The sequence below is a fragment of the Belnapia sp. AC561 genome (assembly GCF_979252845.1).
Genome location: NZ_CEEDBP010000022.1, coordinates 1 through 15,756, shown reverse-complemented (window position 1 = coordinate 15,756; position 15,756 = coordinate 1). Strand labels below are relative to the sequence as shown.

The following is a 15,756-nucleotide window of genomic DNA, read 5'->3' as shown; positions in this document are numbered from 1 at the left end:
GACATGAGCACGATCGATGCGCCGGAGCGCACGGCCCAGGCGATCCCCGGGCCGGCGCCGCACCTGCTGGTGATCCAGGCGCCCTACTACGAAGCGGTGGTCACCGGCATGCGCCGCGGCGCCGAACGCGTTTTCGAGGCGACCGGCTGCACCGTGGACGTGGTCGATGTCGCCGGCGCCTATGAGCTGCCGGCGGCGCTGCGCATGGCGATCAGCCAGCCGACCAAGGGGCCGAAGCCGATGCGCTACGACGGCTTCCTGCTGCTCGGCTGCGTCATCAAGGGCGAGACCGACCACTACGACTTCATCTGCAACGCGGTCTGCCAGGGCGTGATGAACGTCTCGACCGAGCGCGGCGCGGCCATCGGCTTCGGCCTGCTGACGGTGGAGAATCTCGGCCAGGCGGAAGCCCGCTCGGCCGACGACCGGCACAACAAGGGCGCGGAGGCGGCGCATGCGCTGCTCGGCCAGGTGGCGCTGAGGCGGCGCTGGGGCCTGTCGTGAGCGGTTCCACGAAGGATACCGGCATGAGCGAGCTGGACAAGCTGCGCGCCGAGATGGAGGCGGAGCAGCGCGCCGAGGCGGCCGCCGCCCTGCCGAAGCCGCAGCCCGCGAAGGCCAAGCCGGGTGGCAAGGCCCAAGGCGGCAAGGCACAGGCCGGCAAGACCCCGGGTGGCAAGCCCCAGGCCGGGCCGAAGCCCCGCGGCCGGCCGCGCACCGGCGCCCGCGTCGCCGCGGTGCAGGCGCTGTACCAGAGCGACCATACCGGCGAATCGGCCGAGGCGGTCATCCAGCAGTTCCTCCAGCACCGCATCGGCTCCCTGCCCGGCCGCGGCGGCTACGAGGAAGGCTGGATCCCCGAGGCCGATGTCCCGCTCTTCGGCGCCATCGTCCGCAAGGCGGCGCAGAACGGCGAGACGCTGGATGGCATCCTGACCGGGCTGCTGGATGCGAATTGGCCGCTGACCAAGCTGGACCCGGTGCTGCGCGCCCTGCTGCGCGCCGCGACGGCCGAGCTCTGGGGTCCCGAGGGCACAAGCGATGCCAATGCGCCGCCGGCCAAGGTGGTGATCAACGAATACCTCGACATCGCCCATGGCTTCTTCGGCGGCGAGGAACCCCGCTTCGCCAATGGCATGCTGGACGCCCTGGCCCGCAGCCTCCGGCCCAAGGAATTCCCCGGCACCGGGCGATAGGCCATGGCGGCCCCGGCCGAATTCGCGCTGATCGCCCGGCATTTCCTGCCGCTGGCCGGGCCCGGCGCGCTGGGGCTGGCCGATGACGCCGCGCTGCTGGACCCGCCGCCCGGCCGCCAGCTCGTGCTGGCGGCCGATGCCATGGTCGCCGGCGTCCACTTCCTGCCGGATGACCCGCCGGAGACCATCGGCCGCAAGCTGCTGCGGGTGAACCTCTCCGACCTCGCCGCCATGGGCGCGGCGCCGCTCGGCTACCTGATGACGACAGCCTTCCCGCGCGACCTGCCGGAGGCCTGGATCGCCGGCTTCGTCGCCGGGCTGGCGGCCGACCAGCGAGAGTTCGGCCTGGCGGTGCTGGGCGGCGATACCGTCTCCATCCCCGGCCCGATCAGCCTGTCGCTGACCATCCTCGGCACGGTCGCGCCCGGGGCGGCGCTGCGGCGCCAGGGGGCGCGGGCGGGCGACCAGATCTGGGTCTCCGGGACCATCGGCGACGGGGCGCTCGGCCTCCGCGTGCTGCAGGGGACGCTGCCGGGCGATGCGGCGGGCCATCTCGCCGATCGCTACCGGCTGCCGCGGCCGCGCCTCGCCCTCGGCGCGGCGCTCACCGGGCTGGCGCGGGCGGCGATGGATGTCTCGGACGGGCTGGTGCAGGACCTCGGCCATCTCTGCCGCGCCGGTGGCCTCGGCGCCCGGATCCAGGCCGCCGCCGTGCCGCTCTCCCCCGCGGCCCGCGCCCTAGTCATGGCGGACCCGGCGCTGCTCGCGCTGGTGCTGAGCGGCGGCGACGACTACGAATTGCTTTTCGTGGCACCGCCCGGGGCGGCTGCCATGGTCGAGGCCCGGGCCGCGGCCGCCGGCACGCCGGTGACGCGGATCGGGGAATTCACCGAGGGACCCGAAGAGGTCCTCGTTCAAGGACCGGACGGCGCCCCGCTGGCGCTGCCGGCGGGGGGATGGAGCCATTTCTGACGAAGAACGCCGCATGAAGCGGCAGGTCTGGTTGCTGTTCTGCTGCCAGGCCCTGATGCAGGCGGCGACCGTTGGCCAGGCGGTGATGGCGGCGCTGATCGGCCATTCGCTGGCCGAGGACAAGTCGCTCTCGACCCTGCCGGTCGCCATCCAGATGACGGCGACCATGGCCGCCTCCATCCCCGCCGGCCTGGTCTTCGCCCGGCTCGGCCGGAAGCCCGGCTTCATCCTCGGCGCGCTCGGCGCCATGGCGGGGTCGCTGACCTTCGCCGCCGGGGTCTGGTTCGGCGACTTCACCCTGTATTGCCTCGGCGCCGTCCCGGCCGGGCTCGGCTTCGGCATCGCCCAGCACTACCGCTTCGCCGCCGCGGAGGTCGCCACGCCGGCCTACCGGCCGCGCGCCATCAGCCTGGTGATGACCGGCGGCATCCTCTCGGCGATCTTCGGGCCGGAGCTGGTGAAGGCGACGCGGGAGGTGATGCCGCCCTTCCTCTTCCTCGGCACCTATCTGGCGCTGGCCTGCCTGCCGCTGGTCTGCATGACCCTGCTGTCCTTCGTGAAGCTGCCGCCGCCGCCCGCCCGCAACGCCGGCGGCGCCCCGGTGCGGGAGATCATGCTGCGCCCGGCCTTCATCACCGCGGTCGTCACCGGCATGGTCGCCTTCGGCACCATGAACCTGCTGATGACCTCGACCCCGGTCGAGATGATGCTCTGTGGGTTTGGCGTCGGCGCCTCGGCGACGGTCATCCAGATCCATGCCATCGCCATGTTCGGGCCGGGCTTCTTCACCGGGCGGCTGATCAGCCGCTTCGGGGTCCGGCCGGTGATCACCACCGGGGCGGCGCTGACCGCGCTCTGCGTCGTCATCGGGCTGACGGGCGAAAGCTTCGCGCATTTCGGCATCGCCCTCGGCGTGCTGGGGCTCGGCTGGAACTTCATGTTCGTCGGCGCGACCAACCTGCTGGCGACGGCCCATAGCGCGGCGGAGCGGGTGCGGGCCCAGGCCGCCAACGACACCATCGTCTTCGGCACCGTCGCCTGCACCGCCTTCGCCTCGGGCGCGGTGCATGCCCAGGCGGGCTGGGTGGTGCTGAACCTGACGGTGCTGCCGGCGCTGGCGCTGGCCCTGGCGATGATCGCCTGGCAATACGCCCGGGGGGCCCGGCAGGCGGCGGCGGGCTGAGGCTGCGGTCGCGCCAAGCTGAAGCGCCCGGGCTGCGACCCGGGGCGATGCCGGATGTTCAGCCGGGATGCCCCTGCTTCGCCTGATACTTCTGCTCGGCCTCGCTCTCGTCGCCGCCTGCGGCCCCTTGCAGCCGGCGGCCGGGCCGCCGCCCTATGGCCGCAGTCCCGGCGGCACCAATAGCGGGTCCTGAACGGCCCGCTCAGCCGATCTCCGCCAGGGTGCTCGGGTGAAACAGCGCCTCGGGCGGGATGGGCTGCGCCGCGAGGCCGTCGGCGACCGCGTAGCGGATCATCGCCGCCACCTCCTCCCGGTTGCGGGCGAAGCCGTAGGGCCAGGGATCGCCGCCCATGATCGCTGCCTGCTCCTCATAGGCCGCGGCGATCCAGGGCAGCGAGACCCGCAGCACGTTCACCAGCTGCAGCTCCGCGAGGGACAGCGCCTTGGCCTTGCCGAAGGCGCGGTAGAGTTCCAGCGGCAGCCAGGGGTGGCGCTCGGCAACATCCTTGCGGATGGCGATGCAATGCATGATGGGGAAGAAGCCGCTGGCCTTGTGCCAGGCGATCTCCTCCGCCTTGTAGTCCGGATAGAGCCGGGCGACCGGGGCGCTGCCATCCGTGAGGCAGGCCGGCGGACGCGGCGCGATCAGCGCATCGATGGTGCCTTCCGCCAGGGCCGTCGGCAGGTCCTGACCGAGCGGGGCCACGTCGAAGCCCGGCGGCAGGGTGATGGCGATGCGCTCGGTGCCGATGCGCCAGCGGATGCCGCGTGTATCGACGCCGTAGTGCTCCCGCAGGATGCCGCGCACCCAGAGCGCCGCGGTCTGCTGGTATTCCGGCAGGCCGATGGTCCGCCCGGCGAGATCCGCCGCGCTGCGGATGCCACGGTCGGTACGGATATAGATGGCCGAGTGACGGAAGGCGCGCGAGAGGAAGACGGGGATGCCGACGTAGCCGCTGTCGCCCCGCGCGGTGGTGACGATATGGCTGCCCATCGAGAGCTCGGTGACCTCGAAGGCCTTGTCGCGCAGGGCGCGGCGGAAGATGTCCTCCGGCTCGCCGATGATGGGGTTGAGGTCGACGCCGGCGATGACGACGCGGCCGTCCAGCACCGGCCGGGTGCGGTCGGTCGCGGCCATCGCCATGGTCAGGGGAATGCGGCTCATGCCTCGGCCTTTGCCAGGGTGTCGGGGGTGAAGGGCAGCGCGCGCGGCCGGACCCCCAGGGCTTCGAAGATGCCGCCGGCGATGGCGGCGATGGTGGGCGACATGCTGGCCTCGCCGGAGCCGAGGAAGGGCTGGTCCGGCCGGTCGATGAGCACGACTTCCACCTTCGGCACCTCGGAGAAGCGCAGGATCGGGTAGCTCTCCCAGGTGTCGCTGGTGACGGTGCGGCGGTCGAAGGCGACCTGCTCCAGCAGCGCGACCGAGGTGCCGTGGATGGCGCCGCCCTCGTACTGGTTCATCACGCCATCGGGGTTCACCACCTCGCCGACGTCGCCGGCGATCCAGAGGCGGCGGCAGAAGATGCGCTCGCGCGCCTCGACCTCGGCCACCACCGCGGCCCAGGCGCCGGAGTTTTTGTAGCGGGCGACGCCGACGCCCATGCCCCAGCCCTCGCGCCGGGTGCGCCCGGCCCAGCCGGCCATGGCGGCGGCGCGTTCCAGCACGGCGATCGCGCGCGGGTCGTCCAGGTGGCGCAGGCGGTAGTCCACGGGATCGGCGCCGGCCAGCGCCGCCGCCTCGTCCATCACGCTCTCGATCGACCAGACGTTCAGCGTCGCGCCCAGCCCGCGCAGCGCCGAGGTGCGGATCGGCATCTCCAGCAGCCGGGTCGTCTCCACCGTCAGCGCCGGGATGCGGTAGAAGGGCACGCCGTTGCGCGGGGCGCCGCCGCCGGCGGCCATCGGCGGGTTGATGCTGGGCTTCACCGCGAAGGGCTCGGCCAGCAGCGCGGCCGAGAGCAGCGTCGGCTCCGCCCCCCGCCCGGGCCGGGAGGAATGGCCGTTGCTGACGATATGGCTGCGCCAGCCGGCGAGGTTGCCGGCGGCGTCCAGGTCGGCCTCGATGTCCACCAGCATGGCCGGGGAGACGGGCGACCAGCCCAGCTCCTCGGCACGGGACCAGAGCAGCCGCACCGGCACGCCGGGCACCGCGCGGGCGACCAGCACGGCATCCAGCGCCACGTCGTCGGCACCGTTGTGGCCGTAGCAGCCGGCGCCCTCGCGATGCCGCACCACGATCTTCTCGGGCGGGCACTTCAGCGCCTTCGCCAGGTCGGCGCGCAGGTTGTAGGGCCCCTGGCTATGGGTGAAGACCTCGACGGCATCACCCTCCCAGCGCGCCACCGCGCAGGACGGGGCGATGGAGGCATGTGCTAGGTAGGGCCGGGTGAAGCTGCGGCGCAGCGTCCGCGCGACGGCCGGCGCCGGCTCGGCACGGCTCGCCACGCTGCTGCGCTCGCCGCGCGTCGCCGCGTCGCGCAGCCACTCGGCCAGCAGCGCCTGCTCCGGCAGGCTATCCGCCGCGTTCCAGTCCGCGCGGGCGGCGATGCGGGCCGCCGCCGCCTCCGCATCCCATTCGGTCGAGGCCAGCACGGCGAGGAAATTGCCGTCCCGCACCAGCCGCGCATCGCCCGGCAACGGGCCCTCGCGCAGCGCCGCCAGCGTCGCGCCGCGGGCCGGCGGCCGCACCACCCGGGCATGCAGCATCCCCGGCAGCCGCATGTCGTGCACGTAGCGGGCGGCGCCGAAGACCTTGTCCGGCAGGTCGATCCGCGGCACCGAGGTGCCGGCGATGGTCCGCGCGCCCGGCGCCTTGGCCGTCACCGCGACCGGCGCCTCGCACTCCAGCAGCGCCTGGTCGGCCAGCGCCCAGTAGCTGCCGATCTCCCCGGCCGGGCCGAAGAAGCGGCCGTCCTCGATGCGGATCGCCTCCAGCGGCACGCCGACCCGCTGCGCGACCACGCCGAGGAAGATCATCCGCGCCGCGGCGCAGACATGGCGCAGCGCGCTGCCGCTATCCTGGGTCGAGAGGCTGCCGCTGGTCACCGCCTCGTCCGGGCTGTCCGGCGTCGAGGCCGGCTGCGCAGTGACGCGGGCGAAGGCGACGTCCAGCTCGTCGGCGGCGATCTGGCTGAGGGTGGTCAGGATCCCCTGCCCCAGCTCCACCTTGCCCGGGGTGATGGTGACGCGGCCATCCGGGTGGATCGCCAGCCATTGCGACAGCCGGCGGTTGGTATGCAGGTTGCCCGGCAGCCGCGGCTTGCCGTCCTCCACCTTCAGGGCGGCGCCGAATCCGTGGCTCATGCGCTGGCCCCCTGGATCGCCCGGATGATCCGGTTGTGGCTGCCGCAGCGGCAGAGGTGCGGCTCCAGCGCGGCGCGGATGGCGTCCTCCCCCGGCGTCTTGTCCCGCTCCAGCAGCGCCGCCGCGCTGATGAGGATGCCGGAGAGGCAATAGCCACATTGCCCCGCCTGCTCCGCCAGGAAGGCAGCCTGCAGCGGATGCGGCGCCTCCGGCGTGCCGAGGCCCTCCACCGTCACCACCCGCTGCCCGGCGACCGCCCCGGCACCGAGCGTGCAACTGTACCGCGGCACCCCATCCACCAGCACCATGCAGGACCCGCAGAGCTCGTTGCCGCAGCCGAAGCGCGGGCCGGAAAGCCCGCCCGGGCCGCGCAGCGCCTGCAGCAGGGTGGCGTCGTCGGGCACGTCCAGCGCCACCGCGGCACCGTTCAGGGTGAATTGCACCATTGCGGCGTCTCCTCAATCGGGCCGGATATTCGCGTCGTGCAACAGCTTCGCCAGGGTGGCGCCGTCGCGCCGCAGATAGGCGTCGTAGTCGGCCAAGGTCATCACCATCGGCTCCGCCCCCATCCGCCGGATCGCCGCCCGGCCGGCGGGCGCATCGACGATGGCGGTGATCGCGGCATGCAGCCGCGCGACGATGGCGGGGGGCGTCGCCGCCGGCATCATCAACCCGATCCAGATCGGGTATTCGAATCCCGGCAGCACCTCCGCCACTGCCGGCAGATCGGGTGCACCGCCAGGGCGTTGTTGGCAATGCTGATCGGCGCCACCGCGGTCAGGTCCCGCAGCAGCACGTAGCCCCGGTGCGGGATCAGCACCTCATTGGCCGAGGCGGTATTGCCCAGTGCCACCAGCGTATGCCCGTCGGGCGCCGCCTTGGCCGCCAGGTCGGTGCCGATGGTGCCGCCGGCGCCGGGACGGTTCTCGATCACCACCGGCTGGCCCAGCGCCTGGGACAGCGGCTCGGCGACGAAGCGCGCGGCGACATCGGCGGCCCCGCCCAGGCCGAAGGGCACGATGATGCGGATGGGCCGGCTCGGCCAAGGGGCGCCACCGGGGCCGGGCTGCGCCCGCAGGCCGGGCGCGGCGAGGCTGCTGGCCGCGGCCAGCAGCAGGCGGCGGGTCGGGCGCATCAGCCGGCCTCGATCTTCGCCAGGCGGATCCACTCCCGCTGCCGCTCCACGTCGCGCCGCAGGAACTCGCCGAATTCGGCGACGGACATCAGCATCGGCTCGGCCCCGCCGCGCGCCATCGCCTCCCGCGCCGGCCCCGCCGCCAGGATCCGGTCGACCTCGGCATGGAGGCGCTCGATGATGGCCGGCGGCGTCCCGGCGGGTGCCATCAGCCCGAGCCAGATGGAGGCCTCGAAGCCCGGCAGGCTCTCCGCCACCGTCGGCACCTCCGGCAGCAGCGGGCTGCGCCGCGGCCCGGTGGTGCCGAGCCCGATCAGCCGGCCGCCGGTGATCTGCTCCCGCATGGTCGGGATGGCGTCGAACATGATCGGCACCTGCCCGGCGATCAGCGCCGTCCGCGCCTCGTTCGAGCCGCGGAAGGGGATGTGGTTCAGCTTGATCCCGGCGAGCGCGGCGAAGACCTCGGAGGCGATGTGATAGGGCGTGCCGGGGCCGGAGGAGGCGTAGTCCAGCGTACCCGGCGCGGCGCGGGCCTTGGCGATCAGCTCCGCCACCGATCGCACCCCGAGCGAGGGATGCACCGCCAGCACGTGGAAGGCGATGTTGATGGCGGCGACCGGCACCAGGTCCCGCAGCAGCGCATAGGGCCGGTGCGGGAGCAGCGTCTCGTTCGCCGTATGGGTATTCGACATCAGCAGCAGGGTCAGGCCATCCGGCGGCGCCTTCGCCACGAGGTCGGTGCCGATGACCGCCCCGGCCCCGGGGCGGTTCTCGATCACCACCGGCTGGCCCAGCGCCTGGGTCAGCGGATCGGCCAGGAAGCGCGCCGCGACATCGGCGGAACCGCCGAGGCCGAAGGGCACCACGATGCGGACCGGCCGGCCCGGCCAGGGCGTGCCCGACTGGGCGGACGCCCGGAGAGGAGCCCCGAGGGCGGCAATCGTGGCGGCGAGAGTCCGACGGCGCATCGCGTTTCCCCGTGCTTATCGGGGAAGGATCGGCCGGGGCTGGCGCGGATGCAAGGCTGCTAGCCGGCGGGCGGCGGGTCCAGCCAGTCCGGCCGGGGCAGCGCCAGATAGGCATTGCGCAGCGCCTGCGACCAGCCCTCCGAGATGGCGCGGAAATACGGGTCCTCCTCGGTGATTCGCCGCCGCAGCGTCACCGCGAAGTCATCCGCCCGGTAGACCAGCAGGTCGATCGGCATCCCGACCGTGAGGTTGGAGCGCAGCGTGCTGTCCATGCTGATCAGCACCAGCTTCACCCCATCCATCAGCGGCGTGTCGAAGCCGATCACCCGGTCGAGGATCGGCTTGCCGTATTTGTGCTCGCCGATCTGCAGGAAGGGCGTGTCGGTGGTCGCCTCGATGAAGTTTCCCGCGGCGTAGATCAGGAAGAGCCTCGGCGGATTGTGCACCCCGGGGCCGCCGATCTGGCCGCCGAGCATCAGCGAGATGTCGAAGCGCACCCCCTGCGCCGAGAGCGAGGGGCCATCGGCCGCGAAGACCTCCCGCACCGCCTGGCCCACCAGCTGCGCGGCGTGGAACATGCTGTCGACGCTGCGCAGCGTCAGCGTCTCCCCGTCCAGCCGGACGCCTTCCTGCAGCCGGTTCCACACCGCCTGGGTGATGGCGAGGTTGCCGGCCGAGAGCAGGACCAGCACCCGCTCCCCGGGCACCTCCTCCACCTGCATCTTGCCGAAGACGGAGATGTTGTCGACGCCGGCATTGGTCCGCGTATCCGAGAGCAGCACCAGGCCCTCCCGCAGGTAGAGGCCGACGCAATAGGTCATGCGTGCTGGATGTAGAAGGCGTCGATCTCCGCCCCCAGCGCCGCGGTGCGGTCGATCATCGCGGTCAGGAAGGCATGCAGCCCTTCCTCGAGGATGGCGTCGATCCGGCCGAAGCGGAGCTGCGCCTGGATGGTGCCGGCGACGCGGTGGCATTCGCCGCGGCGGCCGCCCTGGCCGGTGGCGATCGCCTCCAGCGTCTCCGCCACCTCGGCGAAGCAGGCCATCAGGCTGCGCGGCAGCTCGGGCCGCAGGATCATCAGCTCGGCGATCAGCCGCGGCTGCAGCCGGTCCCGGTAGATCCACTGATAGGACCTGAGGGCGGAGACGGAGCGCAGCACCGACTGCCACTGCACGTAGTCCACCGCGCCATCCGCCTCCGCCGTCAGCAGCTGGTGCTTCACGTCCAGCAACCGGGCGGTATTGTCCGCGCGTTCCAGCATGGTGCCGAGGTGGACGAAGTGCCAGGCCTCGTTCCGCAGCATGGTGTCATGCGCCGCGCCGTTGAACAGCGTCACCCGCTCCCGGACCCAGCCGAGGAAATCGGCGAGCTTCTCGCCCTCCATCGCCTCGGGCGGCATGGCGCGGAGCTGGTTCCAGGTATCGTTCAGCGCCTCCCACATGTCGACCGTCAGCGCGGTGCGGACCGCCCGCGCGTTGCGCCGCGCCGATTCGATGCAGGCGGAGATGCCGGAAGCATTGTCGGGGTCGAAGACCAGCCAGTGCACCACCGATTCGGCGCTCGGCGCCTCGTACTTCTTGTAGAAGGTGTCGTCGCCGCCCGAGGCGGTGATGAGCGAGCGCCATTCCTCCGCCTCCGCCCCGAAGCGGGCCGAGACCGCCGCCATGCGGGAGGCGACGCCGAGGCCGCGGGCGACGTTGCCCGCGCGCTCGGTATAGCGGGCGAGCCAGAAGAGGCTGTCGGCGGTGCGGCTGAGCATCAGCCGAGCACCGACTGGGATTGGGACTGGCTCTGGGACTGGCTCTGGGACTGGCCCTGGCTCTGGGACTGGCCCTGGCCCGCCGGCGGCTCGGCGCCCGGACCCTCGTCCTCCAGGATCCAGGTATCCTTGGTGCCGCCGCCCTGGGAGGAGTTCACCACCAGCGAGCCCTCCCGGATGGCGACCCGGGTCAGCCCGCCGGGCACGATGCGGATCTCCTTGCCGCCCGAAAGGATGAAGGGGCGCAGGTCGACGTGGCGCGGCGCGATCCCCTGCTCCACCACCGTCGGGCAGGTCGAGAGCGCGAGGGTCGGCTGGGCGATGTAGTCGCCCGGCTTGGCCAGGATGCGGGCGCGGAACTCCTCGCGCAGGTCCTTGGTCGCATGCGGGCCGATCATCATGCCGTAGCCGCCCGAGCCCTTGGCCAGCTTCACCACCAGCTTGTCGAGGTTGCCGAGGACATACTTGCGGTCCTCCTCCCGCTCGCAGAGGAAGGTCGGCACATTGGCCAGCAGCGGCTCCTCGCCGAGGTAGAAGCGCACCATCTCCGGCACATAGGGATAGATCGCCTTGTCGTCGGCGATGCCGGCGCCGGGCGCATTGGCCAGCGCCACGTTGCCGGCGCGATAGGCGCCCATCAGCCCCGGCACGCCGACCAGGCTATCGGCGCGGAAGACCGTGGGGTCGAGGAATTCGTCGTCGATGCGGCGGTAGATCACGTCCACCCGCTTCGGCCCGGCGGTGGTCCGCATGAAGACCAGGTTGTTCTCGACGCAGAGATCGGCGCCCTCGACCACCTCGATGCCCATCTCGTCGGCGAGGAAGCAGTGCTCGTAATAGGCGCTGTTGTAGGGCCCGGGGGTGAGGATGACGACGCAGGGATCCGCCCCGGCGCGCGGCGGCGCCACCGCCTTCAGCGTCTCCAGCAATTCCTCGGGGTAGCGCCCCACCGGGGCGATGCGGTGCTGGGCGCAGAGCCGCGGAAACAGCCGCAGCATCGCCTCCCGGTTCTCCAGCATGTAGGAAACGCCGGAGGGCGTGCGGCAATTGTCTTCCAGCACGTAGAATTCGTCCGGCCCGGTGCGCACCATGTCGATGCCGGCGACATGGGTATAGACGCCGCCCGGCGGGACGATGCCCACCATCTCGGCGCGGTAGCCCTCGTTCTCCAGCACCAGCGCGGTCGGGACGCGGCCGGCCCGCAGGATCTCCTGCTTGCCGTAGACATCGCCGAGGAAGGCGTTCAGCGCCCGCACCCGCTGCCGCAGCCCGGCCGCCATCCGGTCCCATTCGGACCGCGCGATGATGCGCGGGATGATGTCGAAGGGGATCAGCCTTTCGGGGTCACCGCCTTCGCCATAGACCGCGAAGGTGATGCCGATGCGCCGGAACAGCAGCTCGGCCTCATGCCGCTTGCTGTCCAGCTGTTCCCGCGGGGTGGCGCGGAGCCAACGGTCGATTTCGGCATAGGCGGCGCGCACGCCCTCCTCTGCCCGCATTTCGTCGAAAGCGGCGGTCTTTGCCTGCGACACGGACGATGCGGCCCCCATAATTATTTCCCAGCCCCAGCAAAGCAGCCCTTCGCAAACCAGCACGGACGGCCATGCGGCCGCAAGCGCCGCCCGCCAGGGAATTGCCCGCCAACCTACCGTTTTGCCCATCCCCTGCCCAGGACCCGGCCATTGCCCGCCACTCGGACGGGCATCGCCCGCTTTGGCGGCCGGCGGCGCCGCCGCTATGCTGGCCGGGACCAGGGAGATACGACCAGTGGCGATGACGGGTGCGGATGCGGTGGCGGCGGCGCTGGCGGCGGCCGGGGTGGCGCGGATCTATGGCGTGCCGGGCGGCGGCTCCAGCCTCGACCTGATCACGGCGGCGGCGGCGCAGGGCATTCCCTTCATCCTGGCCCGGCAGGAAAGCGCCGCGGTCATCATGGCGGCGACCGAGGCGGAGCTTTCCGGCAAGCCCGGCGCGGCCCTGGTCACCCGCGGCCCAGGCGTGAGCAACGCGGCCAATGGCATGGCCCAGGCGAGCCTCGACCGCGCGCCGGTGCTGCTGCTGGCCGATGGCTTCCCCGGGGCCGAGCGGGCCTATGCCAACCACCAGTTCCTCGACCAGGTCGCCATGCTGGCGCCAGTGACCAAGGGCGCCGCCCGGGCCGTCGAGGCCGGCGCCGCCGCCGGCCCCATGGCCGCCACCCTGCTGGCGACCGCGATGGCGGCGCCGCGCGGCCCGGTGCTGCTGGAGCTGTCGGCCGGCGCCGCCCGCGCCCCGGCCCAGCCCCTGCCTGCGACCGATACCGCCCGGCCCGCCGCCGCCGCTGGTCCCGCCCTGGCCGCGGCGCGGCGCCTGCTGGCCGAGGCGCGCCGCCCGGTGATCGTCGCCGGGCTGGAGGCGACCGATCCCGCCGCCTGCGACGCGCTGCGCGCCCTGGCCGCGGAGCTCGGCTGCCCGGTGCTGGTCACCTACAAGGCCAAGGGCGTCTTCCCCGACGCCGATCCGCTGTTCGGCGGCGTCTTCACCGGCGGCCAGGCGGAAGCGCCGATCATGGCCGAGGCGGATTGCATCATCCTCGCCGGCGCCGATCCGGTGGAATTCGTACCCCAGCCCTGGCGCTTCGCCGCCCCGGTCATCGAGCTCGGCACCGCGCCGCGGCCGCTGGCCTACCGCACCCCGGCCGCGGCGATCCATGGCCCCCTCGCCCCGTCTCTCGCCGCACTCGCCGAGGGCGCCGCCGCCAGCGGCTGGACCGCGCCGGCGATCGCCGCCCACCGCGACCGCTGGCTGGCGGTGCTGGCCAATGCGCCCGGCGGCAACCGCGGCATCTCGCCCCAGGCCGTGGTCGAGCTCGCCCAGGCCGCCTGCCGCCAGGCCGGGGCCGATCCGCGCGTCTCGGTCGATGCCGGCGCGCATATGTTCCCCAGCACCACCTTCTGGCAGGCCAGCCGGCCGGGCGACCTGCTGATCTCGAACGGCCTCGCCACCATGGGCTTCGCCCTGCCCGCCGGCATCGCCGCCGCGCTGCACGACCCGGCCCGCGGGGCGCTCGCCTTCACCGGCGACGGCGGGCTGCTGATGGCGCTCGGGGAACTGGCGACGGCGGCCGCGCTCGGGGTGAAGCTGGTCGTCGTGGTCTTCGACGACAGCACCCTCTCGCTCATCGACATCAAGAAATCCGGGGAGGTCCCGCCGGCCGCGCTCGGCTGGCCGGCGGCGGATTTCGCCGGGATCTTCACCGCCCTCGGCGGGCTCGGCCTCAGGGCGCGGAACGAGGCGGAGTACCGGTCGGCGCTGGCCGAGGCGCTGGCCGCCCCCGGCCCGGCGCTGGTCGACGTGCTGGTCGACCCCGGCAGCTACCCCGCCCAGATCAAGGCGCTGCGGGGATGAGCGACGACCCGCATGCGGTCACCACCCCGGCGCAGCTCGCGGCGCTGTACGAGGCGCCGCATCCGCGCTTCCTCGCCAAGGTGACGGACCGGCTGGAGGCGACCTCGCTCGCCTTCATCGCCGCCTCGCCCTGGTGCGTGCTGGCCACCTGCGGGCCGCAGGGCGCGCATGCGACGCCGCGCGGCGATGCGCCGGGCTTCGTCGAGGCGCTCGACGAGCGCACCCTCGCCCTGCCCGACCGCCGCGGCAACAACCGGCTGGATGCCTTCCGCGACATCCTGGCGAACCCCGAGGTCGCCCTGCTCTTCGTCGTGCCCGGCGCGGGCGAGACCCTGCGGGTGAACGGCACGGCGCGGATCACCGCCGATCCCACGCTCTGCGCCCGCTTCGCGGTGCAGGGCAAGGCGCCGGTGACGGTGCTGCTGGTGACGGTGCGGGAGATCTACGCGCATTGCGCCAAGTCGGTCATGCGCTCCCGGCTCTGGAGCGAGATTCCGCGCCCGGCCGGGCTGCCGACCAATGGCCAGATGATCGCGGCGCATACCGCCGGCGGGCAGATCGACCCGGCGCGCTACGAGGCCGAATACCAGGCGCGGATCGCCAGCCAGATGTACTGAGCCGACGGCAAGCCCCCGGGGAGGGCAATGATTCCAACCCCAGGTAGAATCTTATTGCCAAGTCTTTCATATACGATATACCTGACTTCACGGTGTCGTGAGGTCTTAGGGGCGCGCCGGTCATTCCCTCCCTGGGAATCCCCGGCCCCTGCGGGCCGACCTGCCCAGGGGCAGCACTGGATTCGCCATGACCACAGATGTGAACCTGCTGATCCGCGGCCAGAGCAATGCACTGCTGTTCGTCGCGGATGGCGGCGCGGCGTCGCTGGAACGCCAGATCGAGGCGCAGCTGCCCGGCGTCGATATCCACATCCTGGCGAGCTACAACGAGGCCGACAGCAGCATCTACGCCGGCACCGCCTTTCTCGACTGGGACACCGATGGCGAGCAGCAGGGGCTGCTGAATTTCCTCAGGTCCGAGCCGGCCGGGGTGCGGGACAATCCGACCGTCACCCTGTGGATGCACAACGAATACGACGGCAATACTCCGGGCGTGACCACGGCCAAGTGGGTTTCCGAGGTGACGGCGGATGCGGCGCTGGTGCGCGCGGCGCTCGGCCAGGGCAGCGCGACGACGCCCTATGTCTTCACCTATGTCCCCTACAACTACGTCAAGGGCGACAGCTGGCAGCAGATCCAGAACGGCATGAACCAGCTTTCGGCCGATGCCGGCTTCAACGCCACCTTCGACAGCACCGCGATGAACGGGCTGCAGATGGATGGCGACGGCTATGCCAATAGCAGCCACATGGGCACGGCGGATGCCATGCGGGTGGCGGACCAGCTTGCGGCGACCATGGCGGCCACGGTGGCCGGCCTCACCGGCGGCAAGCCCGTTGCGCCCCGGCCCGTCACCCCCACGCCTATCATTGACACGACGCCGGTGATCAAGACCGTCGGCAGCGGCAGCGACACGCTGGTCCTCAAGATCAGCCAGGATGCCTATCTCGCCGGCGCCCAGTACACCGTCAGCGTCGACGGCAAGCAGATCGGCGGCACCCTCACCGCCGGCGCCTCCCATGCCGCCGGCCAGGACGACCTCATCACCGTCAAGGGCGACTGGACCGCCGGCGCCCACAAGGTGACCGTCAGCTTCCTCAACGACGCCTGGGACGGCGGCGGTGGCGACCGCAACCTCTACGTCGACGGCATCACATACAACGGCGCCGCCGTCTCCGGCGGCAAGGCCAGCCTGCTCAGCGCCGGCCCCGTCGACTTCGCCTTCACCGAGGC

17 protein-coding genes are annotated in these 15,756 nt (G+C 72.3%); 8 read left to right on the top strand and 9 right to left on the bottom strand.

All coding sequences use genetic code 11. The features are described from left to right. The first annotated feature begins 3 nt into the window (after window positions 1–3). From ribH to AC0IW9_RS17910, 5 genes are all read left to right on the top strand, one after another. Window positions 4–504: a 6,7-dimethyl-8-ribityllumazine synthase gene (ribH, locus tag AC0IW9_RS17930; protein WP_471649649.1), complete on the top strand. Its 501-nt coding sequence runs from the start codon at window positions 4–6 to the stop codon at window positions 502–504. Window positions 505–527: 23 nt separating this feature from the next. Then, the gene (nusB, locus tag AC0IW9_RS17925) at window positions 528–1,196 is read left to right on the top strand and encodes a transcription antitermination factor NusB (RefSeq protein ID WP_471649648.1); all 669 of its coding nucleotides are present in this window, start codon (window positions 528–530) and stop codon (window positions 1,194–1,196) included. A gap of 3 nt (window positions 1,197–1,199) precedes the next feature. Then, window positions 1,200–2,168: a thiamine-phosphate kinase gene (gene thiL / locus AC0IW9_RS17920; RefSeq protein WP_471649647.1), complete on the top strand. Its 969-nt coding sequence runs from the start codon at window positions 1,200–1,202 to the stop codon at window positions 2,166–2,168. A gap of 13 nt (window positions 2,169–2,181) precedes the next feature. After that, window positions 2,182–3,351 (top strand): MFS transporter, encoded by a 1,170-nt coding sequence (locus AC0IW9_RS17915; RefSeq protein WP_471649646.1) that lies wholly within the window; start codon window positions 2,182–2,184, stop codon window positions 3,349–3,351. 67 nt (window positions 3,352–3,418) lie between these two features. Further along, on the top strand, window positions 3,419–3,544 hold the full coding sequence (locus AC0IW9_RS17910) for a hypothetical protein (RefSeq protein WP_471649645.1): 126 nt from the start codon (window positions 3,419–3,421) through the stop codon (window positions 3,542–3,544). Window positions 3,545–3,553: 9 nt separating this feature from the next. Here AC0IW9_RS17910 and AC0IW9_RS17905 read toward each other — a convergent pair whose 3' ends face one another. The 9 genes from AC0IW9_RS17905 to AC0IW9_RS17865 are packed head-to-tail and all read right to left on the bottom strand — an operon-like array spanning window position 3,554 to window position 12,069. Next, window positions 3,554–4,516 carry a substrate-binding domain-containing protein gene (locus tag AC0IW9_RS17905; RefSeq protein ID WP_471649644.1) on the bottom strand — a complete coding sequence of 321 codons (963 nt, stop codon included), beginning with the start codon at window positions 4,514–4,516 and terminating at the stop codon, window positions 3,554–3,556. Further along, the gene (locus tag AC0IW9_RS17900; protein WP_471649643.1) at window positions 4,513–6,657 is read right to left on the bottom strand and encodes a xanthine dehydrogenase family protein molybdopterin-binding subunit; all 2,145 of its coding nucleotides are present in this window, start codon (window positions 6,655–6,657) and stop codon (window positions 4,513–4,515) included. Before AC0IW9_RS17900 ends, AC0IW9_RS17905 begins: the two co-directional genes overlap by 4 nt. After that, entirely contained in the window at window positions 6,654–7,103 is a 450-nt protein-coding gene (locus AC0IW9_RS17895; RefSeq protein WP_471649642.1) for a (2Fe-2S)-binding protein, read from the bottom strand. The genes AC0IW9_RS17900 and AC0IW9_RS17895 overlap by 4 nt, the downstream gene beginning before the upstream one ends. 12 nt (window positions 7,104–7,115) lie before the next feature. Then, window positions 7,116–7,364: a tripartite tricarboxylate transporter substrate-binding protein gene (locus AC0IW9_RS17890; RefSeq protein WP_471649641.1), complete on the bottom strand. Its 249-nt coding sequence runs from the start codon at window positions 7,362–7,364 to the stop codon at window positions 7,116–7,118. Further along, window positions 7,325–7,792 (bottom strand): tripartite tricarboxylate transporter substrate-binding protein, encoded by a 468-nt coding sequence (locus tag AC0IW9_RS17885; RefSeq protein ID WP_471649640.1) that lies wholly within the window; start codon window positions 7,790–7,792, stop codon window positions 7,325–7,327. Before AC0IW9_RS17885 ends, AC0IW9_RS17890 begins: the two co-directional genes overlap by 40 nt. Beyond that, window positions 7,792–8,760, bottom strand: a complete 969-nt coding sequence (locus tag AC0IW9_RS17880) for a tripartite tricarboxylate transporter substrate binding protein (protein WP_471649639.1) — start codon at window positions 8,758–8,760, stop codon at window positions 7,792–7,794. The genes AC0IW9_RS17885 and AC0IW9_RS17880 overlap by 1 nt, the downstream gene beginning before the upstream one ends. 59 nt (window positions 8,761–8,819) lie before the next feature. After that, window positions 8,820–9,581, bottom strand: a complete 762-nt coding sequence (locus AC0IW9_RS17875) for a proteasome-type protease (protein ID WP_471649638.1) — start codon at window positions 9,579–9,581, stop codon at window positions 8,820–8,822. Next, the gene (locus AC0IW9_RS17870; RefSeq protein ID WP_471649637.1) at window positions 9,578–10,519 is read right to left on the bottom strand and encodes an alpha-E domain-containing protein; all 942 of its coding nucleotides are present in this window, start codon (window positions 10,517–10,519) and stop codon (window positions 9,578–9,580) included. Before AC0IW9_RS17870 ends, AC0IW9_RS17875 begins: the two co-directional genes overlap by 4 nt. Beyond that, window positions 10,519–12,069, bottom strand: coding sequence for a circularly permuted type 2 ATP-grasp protein (locus AC0IW9_RS17865; RefSeq protein WP_471649636.1), 1,551 nt, complete (start codon window positions 12,067–12,069; stop codon window positions 10,519–10,521). Before AC0IW9_RS17865 ends, AC0IW9_RS17870 begins: the two co-directional genes overlap by 1 nt. A 223-nt stretch (window positions 12,070–12,292) precedes the next feature. Between AC0IW9_RS17865 and AC0IW9_RS17860 the strand changes: the two genes are divergently transcribed. The 3 genes from AC0IW9_RS17860 to AC0IW9_RS17850 form a co-directional block, all read left to right on the top strand. After that, window positions 12,293–13,906: a thiamine pyrophosphate-binding protein gene (locus AC0IW9_RS17860; RefSeq protein WP_471649725.1), complete on the top strand. Its 1,614-nt coding sequence runs from the start codon at window positions 12,293–12,295 to the stop codon at window positions 13,904–13,906. Continuing rightward, window positions 13,903–14,523, top strand: coding sequence for a pyridoxamine 5'-phosphate oxidase family protein (locus tag AC0IW9_RS17855; protein WP_471649635.1), 621 nt, complete (start codon window positions 13,903–13,905; stop codon window positions 14,521–14,523). Before AC0IW9_RS17860 ends, AC0IW9_RS17855 begins: the two co-directional genes overlap by 4 nt. Window positions 14,524–14,710: 187 nt before the next feature. Beyond that, window positions 14,711–15,756, top strand: a 1,046-nt coding sequence (locus AC0IW9_RS17850) for a carbohydrate-binding domain-containing protein (RefSeq protein ID WP_471649634.1), incomplete at its 3' end; no start/stop codon positions are given.